Source organism: Pseudonocardia sp. KRD291, from assembly GCF_019263595.1.
Classification (GTDB): Bacteria; Actinomycetota; Actinomycetes; order Mycobacteriales; family Pseudonocardiaceae; genus Pseudonocardia.
Genome location: NZ_JADQDD010000430.1, coordinates 1 through 3,643 on the forward strand (window position 1 = coordinate 1; position 3,643 = coordinate 3,643).

Genomic DNA, 3,643 nt, shown 5'->3' on the forward strand with positions numbered 1-3,643 from the left:
TCCCCCGCCGAACGGTGCCCGAGCGCTCCGTTCGTCCAACTCCGCTGCACGAACGAAGCGCTCGTCCAACTCGGTCCGGAGAGCTGGTCACCACATCAGCGCCGCGACGGCCAGGGCCGCGACCGTCGTCACGGCCAGCAGGGGGCGGACCAGCAGCTCCACACGCGACCACACCTCGGTCCAGGAGCCGTCGTCGCTGTAGGCGTTGGACAGCAGCGGCATCGCCAGGCGGCCCGCGGCGAACCCCGCGGCCAGGACGAACGCGCCGGGGAACGGCAGCACCAGGACCACCGCGGCGACGCACAGGTGCGGCAGCGCGGACGGCGAGTAGGTCCGCACGCCGGTCCCCATCTCGAAGCCGAACTGCAGCGCGCCCCACTCGCGCAGGTGCTGCACGCGTTCGGGCACCAGGCGGCGGTTCTCCGGCACCCGGAAGCGCCACAGCCCGGCCTCGCGCCCCAGCACGGCCAGCGCCGCGGCGGCGAACAGCGCCCGCAGGACGACGTCGGGGACGAGCGCCTGCGGGAGCGCCCCGAGCACCGCCGCGACGAACGCGACGAGCACGGCGCCGGCCAGCAGGCCGGAACCGAAGTACCGCAGGACGGGTGCACCGCGCCAGACCGACGCGCTCAGCAGGAACGCCGAGTTGTGGCTTCAGACCGAGCCGGAGTTGGCGAACCCGGCACCGCCCCCGGCGAGCATGATCAGTGCGAGCCCGACGGCGACCGGGGGCACCCCCGTCCCGAGCAGCCCGGCGGCGGCCAGGGCGGCGACGAGACCGGCCAGCAGCAGGGCCGGGACCAGCGGATGCAGCCACCGGCGGCCGGCACGGGCCGGGGCGGGCATCAGTCGTCCAGCGTGCAGGCCGCGATCGTCACGGCGCTGTACTCGGACCCGTCGGGGAACGTGGCGACGGTCCAGGCGTCGGAGCAGCGGTAGCCCTTCCAGCGCCACGCGTTGCGGCCCTCGCAGTCGTTCGCGATCCGCGTGGAGTGGTAGGTCTCGCCCTTCGAGGAGTACCGGCCCTCGCGGTGGTAGGCGGTGTCGTCGCACGGGAAGCTGCCGCGCCGCCAGCCGCCGAAGCACACCGCGGCCGGGCTGGAGGCGGTCCACCAGTTGTTGGCCTCCTCGTCGTAGCTCTCCGGCGCGCAGTTCTTGAACTCCGACGTGGCACCCGGCTCGAGGTCCTGGTCCTCCACGTCGCCCGAGGCCGAGGCCCGCTGCTTGGAGATCAGCCAGTCGATCGGCACCAGCGCGCCGGCCGCCGCGGCCACGAGCAGCGAGCGGACGACGACCCGTCGGCCGGGGCGCATCGCCCGGATCTGCGCGACGACCCCGCTGGGCCGGGCATCCGGCGCATCCGGCCCCGGCGCGGAGGTGGAGGGGATGTCGTCCAGGCGGGTCATGACCGGGTTCCTTCGACGAGGTCGAGCAGCAGGGCCCGGACGTCGGTGTCCGGGTAGACGAAGCTGCGGTGGCTGACGGTGCCGCCGGCGTCCACGGCGAGCAGGGTGGGCGCGTAGCCCTCGAACAGGTCGGCGCGCACGGTGACGTCGGCGAGCAGCTCGGCGTGCGGGCCGGTCGCGGCCCCGGCCAGGTCGGAGGCCCGGTCTACGAGCCCGACGTACCGCGCGGCCGGCTCGGCCCCGGCGAGCTCGGTCGCCACCTCGTTGACGCATCCCCACATCGTGAGGCAGGACGCGCACGACGTGTCCAGCACGGCGACGATCGCGACCTTCTCTCCCGCCCGCGGTGCGACGGCGGCCGGGGCGGGCCGCCCGACCAGCGCGGCGTAGCCGGACAGGTCGGTACCCCGACCGGCCTCCAGCGCCTTCACCCGCGCGTACACCGCGATGAGCGCGGTCACCGCGAACAGCGCGACGAGCAGGGCCAGCAACGCGACGGCCAACGGCAGCGACATCGGCTCAGCTCCCCCAGCTCGCGCCGAGCGCGGACAGGGCACCGACGACGCCGTCGTCGCTGAGCCCGGTCACCGGCCGGCCGGACTCCGGGCCGAGCAGCACCACGTTCAGCACCGCCGTCGGCGTCGCGACGACGTAGCGCCACTGGTGCGGGGTGCCGGCGACCGACGCCTCCTGGCCGGGCTCGAGGCGCCGCTTCGCCTTCCACAGCTCGCCGCCGGGCAGCAGCATGCCGGCGTGGTCGGGCAGCGAGGGCAGTGCCTCGGTGCCGCGCCGCAGCATGATCACCGACTCGGCGCTGCGGCCGATCACGGTGACGTCGGGCTGTTGGACGAGGTCGCGCGCGGCCGGCGACAGCGTCGCGCCGCGCTCGGAGTCGACGAACTGCAGCGTGGAGAGCAGCGCGTTGATCCCGGACACGTCCGGGGCCGGCCCGCCGAACCAGGTGGTGGCCTCGTTGTACGGCCCGGCCAGCACGAGTGCGGCGTCCGAGCGGTCCGGCGCCTCGTGCAGCACGGCGTCGAACCCGCGGAAGCTGCGGGTGCTGGTGCGCGCGCCCGGCATGATCGTCGTCGGGATCACGCGGTGCTGCCCGGCCGGGGCGAACGAGAACTGGCGCGACATCTGCCGGCCGGCGAAGCGGGTGGAGCCGTACCAGTCCTGGCGTCCGAGCGCGGCCGGGAGACCCAGCCGGACCGGGTCCCCGGTCGGTGCGACCCGGGAGATCTCGGTGACCTCTGCGGGGTCCGTGACCGGTGCCGTCATCCGTGCCTGCTCCTCGGGCTCTCCGCACGCCACACGGGATCGGGCGCGTCCGTACCGGACAACGACCGGTCTCACCACGGGTCACGGAGTCACGCGGGAGTCACCGCAATGGACCATCGGAGCGAGCGGTCCGGGCCGGCACAGATCACCCGAAGCGGACGAACCGACCAGGCCGGGCAGGTAACGCTCCCCGATCAGGTGATCATGGGATCGGGGCCGCGGCGTCGAGCGCGGCATAGGCGACGAGCCGGTCGGCGAGCTCGGCGGTGTGCGAGAGCATCACGTAGTGGCTGCCGTCCATCTCGTCGGGGGCGACGCCGAGGCGGTCGGCGACCATCGACCGGACGAACGCGGCCGGGAACATCTTGTCGTCGCGGCAGAGCAGGTACGACGTCGGTACGTCCGGCCAGCCGTCGCCCGGCCAGACGGCGTCGTAGGGGGTGTCGGACTGCCCGCGGTCGTGCGCGAGCGCCTCCGCGGCCAGCGCGGCGGGCAGGTCGTGCACGAACCGGGCGGTCTCGTCGTCGGGGTCACGGCCCTCGGCCTCGTCCAGGGCGCGCATCGCATCGCTCTGGCCGGTCGCGTCCCACCACTGCGCCGGGGACTCCCCCGGCGCCGGCACCATCGCGGTCAGCAGCACGATCCGACGGACCGGGATCCGGTCGACGACCAGCGGCGCGGTGAAGCCGCCGAACGAGTGCGCGACCACCACCAGGTCGTCGTCGGCCGCGCCGGCGTCGCGTACGTCGGCGGCGACGGCGTCGGCGTAGTCGCCGAAGTCCGCGGTGTCGTCCTCGCAGGGCAGCTCGACGGCGACGGCGCGGTGCCCGCGCTCGCGCAGCGCCTCCTGCAGCGGCCCCCAGTACCAGGTGTCGGTCCCGGCGCCGGGGATCAGAGCGAAAGTCGTCATGCACGGTGGACCGACACCGGCGCCGGATCTCATCGGTCCGGCTACC

6 protein-coding genes are annotated in these 3,643 nt (G+C 74.5%); all 6 read right to left on the bottom strand.

Annotation, left to right across the window (positions count from 1 at the left end; all coding sequences use genetic code 11):
- Nucleotides 1–87 precede the first annotated feature (87 nt).
- Nucleotides 88–564 (bottom strand): hypothetical protein, encoded by a 477-nt coding sequence (locus tag I4I78_RS31215; RefSeq protein WP_218615104.1) that lies wholly within the window; start codon nucleotides 562–564, stop codon nucleotides 88–90.
- Nucleotides 565–654: 90 nt separating this feature from the next.
- On the bottom strand, nucleotides 655–846 hold the full coding sequence (locus tag I4I78_RS31220; RefSeq protein ID WP_218615105.1) for a hypothetical protein: 192 nt from the start codon (nucleotides 844–846) through the stop codon (nucleotides 655–657).
- Nucleotides 846–1,406 carry a hypothetical protein gene (locus I4I78_RS31225; protein ID WP_218615106.1) on the bottom strand — a complete coding sequence of 187 codons (561 nt, stop codon included), beginning with the start codon at nucleotides 1,404–1,406 and terminating at the stop codon, nucleotides 846–848. Before I4I78_RS31225 ends, I4I78_RS31220 begins: the two co-directional genes overlap by 1 nt.
- Nucleotides 1,403–1,921 (bottom strand): hypothetical protein, encoded by a 519-nt coding sequence (locus tag I4I78_RS31230; protein WP_218615107.1) that lies wholly within the window; start codon nucleotides 1,919–1,921, stop codon nucleotides 1,403–1,405. Before I4I78_RS31230 ends, I4I78_RS31225 begins: the two co-directional genes overlap by 4 nt.
- A 4-nt stretch (nucleotides 1,922–1,925) precedes the next feature.
- Entirely contained in the window at nucleotides 1,926–2,687 is a 762-nt protein-coding gene (locus I4I78_RS31235) for a hypothetical protein (protein WP_218615108.1), read from the bottom strand.
- 202 nt (nucleotides 2,688–2,889) lie between these two features.
- Nucleotides 2,890–3,597 carry an alpha/beta hydrolase gene (locus tag I4I78_RS31240; RefSeq protein WP_218615109.1) on the bottom strand — a complete coding sequence of 236 codons (708 nt, stop codon included), beginning with the start codon at nucleotides 3,595–3,597 and terminating at the stop codon, nucleotides 2,890–2,892.
- Nucleotides 3,598–3,643: the final 46 nt, after the last annotated feature.